1 rRNA gene is annotated in these 2,962 nt (G+C 53.9%); it reads left to right on the forward strand.

Annotated elements, in window-relative coordinates:
* Window positions 1–93: 93 nt before the first annotated feature.
* Window positions 94–2,962: ribosomal RNA gene (locus KNQ05_RS15490) — 23S ribosomal RNA — on the forward strand; the annotation flags it as partial.

Raw genomic sequence — 2,962 nt, forward strand, 5'->3', positions numbered from 1 at the left:
CACTCGCACCTTGAAAACTGAAGACATCAACAAGACATCAAACTTTTTATAACCATGTCATTAGACGTGTGTTCTTAGAATACCAAAATGCTAGATCAAGGTATGAAGGGCGTACGGTGGATGCCTTGGCACTAGGAGCCGATGAAGGACGCGACGAACAGCGATATGCTTCGGGGAGCAGTAAGTATGCTTTGATCCGAGGATTTCCGAATGGGGGAACCCACCATCCGTAATGGGATGGGACATGTTACGTGAATACATAGCGTAGCGTGAGGCAGACCCGGGGAACTGAAACATCTAAGTACCCGGAGGAAGAGAAAGCAAATGCGATTCCCTGAGTAGCGGCGAGCGAAACGGGAACAGCCCAAACCGGAGAGCATGCTCTCCGGGGTTGTAGGACACTCTATACGGAGTCAAAAAGGAAGACAGTAGGTGAATGACCTGGAAAGGTCGGCCGAAGAAGGTGACAGCCCTGTAGCTGAAACTGTTTTCCCTCCAGAGTGGATCCTGAGTACGGCGGGACACGTGAAACCCCGTCGGAATCCGGGAGGACCATCTCCCAAGGCTAAATACTCCCTAGTGACCGATAGTGAACCAGTACCGTGAGGGAAAGGTGAAAAGCACCCCGGAAGGGGAGTGAAATAGATCCTGAAACCGTATGCCTACAAGTAGTCAGAGCCCGTTAATGGGTGATGGCGTGCCTTTTGTAGAATGAACCGGCGAGTTACGATAGCGCGCGAGGTTAAGCTGATGAGGCGGAGCCGTAGCGAAAGCGAGTCTGAATAGGGCGCCATAGTGCGTTGTCGTAGACCCGAAACCAGGTGATCTACCCATGTCCAGGATGAAGGTCAGGTAACACTGACTGGAGGTCCGAACCCACGCACGTTGAAAAGTGCGGGGATGAGGTGTGGGTAGCGGTGAAATGCCAATCGAACCTGGAGATAGCTGGTTCTCCCCGAAATAGCTTTAGGGCTAGCCTCGAGGTTGAGAGTTCCGGAGGTAGAGCACTGATTGGACTAGGGGCCCCCACAGGGTTACCGAATTCAGTTAAACTCCGAATGCCGGCAACTTATACTCGGGAGTCAGACTGCGAGTGATAAGATCCGTAGTCAAGAGGGAAACAGCCCAGACCGCCAGCTAAGGTCCCAAAGTGTATGTTAAGTGGAAAAGGATGTGGCGCTGCCTAGACAGCTAGGATGTTGGCTTAGAAGCAGCCACCATTCAAAGAGTGCGTAATAGCTCACTAGTCGAGTGGCGCCGCGCCGAAAATGTAACGGGGCTAAACATACCACCGAAGCTGCGGATTCCGTAAGGAATGGTAGGGGAGCGTTCCAAACCGCTGTGAAGCTGTACCGGAAGGAGCAGTGGAGCGTTTGGAAGTGAGAATGCCGGTGTGAGTAGCGAAAAGAGGGGTGAGAATCCCCTCCGTCGAAAGCCCAAGGTTTCCTGAGGAAGGCTCGTCCGCTCAGGGTTAGTCTGGACCTAAGCCGAGGCCGAAAGGCGTAGGCGATGGATAACAGGTTGATATTCCTGTACCACCGATCCACCGTTTGAACAATGGGGGGACGCAGGAGGATAGTGACGCATGCGGATGGAAGTGCATGTGTAAGTTTCGAGATCGTCTGATTGGCAAATCCGTCAGGCACCAAGATCGAGGAACGACGCGGAGTCCCCTAGGGACGAAGGTCACGATTTCACACTGCCAAGAAAAGCCTCTAGTGAGGTGGAAGGTGCCAGTACCGTAAACCGACACAGGTAGGCGGGATGAGAATTCTAAGACGCGCGGGATAACTCTCGTTAAGGAACTCGGCAAAATGGTCCCGTAACTTCGGGAGAAGGGACGCTCTACATGAGTAGAGCCGCAGTGAATAGGCCCAAACGACTGTTTAGCAAAAACACAGGTCTCTGCTAAATCGCAAGATGACGTATAGGGGCTGACGCCTGCCCGGTGCTGGAAGGTTAAGGGGATGGGTTAGCGCAAGCGAAGCTTTGAACCGAAGCCCCAGTAAACGGCGGCCGTAACTATAACGGTCCTAAGGTAGCGAAATTCCTTGTCGGGTAAGTTCCGACCCGCACGAAAGGCGTAACGATTTGGGCACTGTCTCAACGAGAGACCCGGTGAAATCATAGTACCTGTGAAGATGCAGGTTACCCGCGACAGGACGGAAAGACCCCATGGAGCTTTACTACAGCCTGATATTGAGGCTTTGTGCATGATGTACAGGATAGGCGGGAGACGTCGAGACCGGAGCGCCAGCTTCGGAGGAGTCACCCTTGGGATACCGCCCTTCATGCATAGAGTCTCTAACTCGCAGCCGTAATCCGGCTGGAGGACCGTGTCAGGCGGGTAGTTTGACTGGGGCGGTCGCCTCCTAAACAGTAACGGAGGCGCCCAAAGGTTCCCTCAGAATGGTTGGAAATCATTCGTAGAGCGCAAAGGCAGAAGGGAGCTTGACTGCGAGACCTACAAGTCGAGCAGGGACGAAAGTCGGGCTTAGTGATCCGGTGGTTCCGCATGGAAGGGCCATCGCTCAACGGATAAAAGCTACCCTGGGGATAACAGGCTGATCTCCCCCAAGAGTCCACATCGACGGGGAGGTTTGGCACCTCGATGTCGGCTCATCGCATCCTGGGGCTGGAGTAGGTCCCAAGGGTTGGGCTGTTCGCCCATTAAAGCGGTACGCGAGCTGGGTTCAGAACGTCGTGAGACAGTTCGGTCCCTATCCGTCGTGGGCGCAGGAAATTTGAGGAGAGCTGTCCTTAGTACGAGAGGACCGGGATGGACGCACCGCTGGTGTACCAGTTGTTCCGCCAGGAGCATCGCTGGGTAGCTACGTGCGGACGGGATAAATGCTGAAAGCATCTAAGCATGAAGCCCCCTCCAAGATGAGATTTCCCTTTGAGTAATCAAGAAAGACCCCTCAGAGACGATGAGGTAGATAGGTCACGGGTGGAAGCATGG

Origin of the sequence: Exiguobacterium sp. s125 (genome assembly GCF_018618605.1) — a bacterium.
Classification (GTDB): Bacteria; Bacillota; Bacilli; order Exiguobacteriales; family Exiguobacteriaceae; genus Exiguobacterium_A; species Exiguobacterium_A oxidotolerans.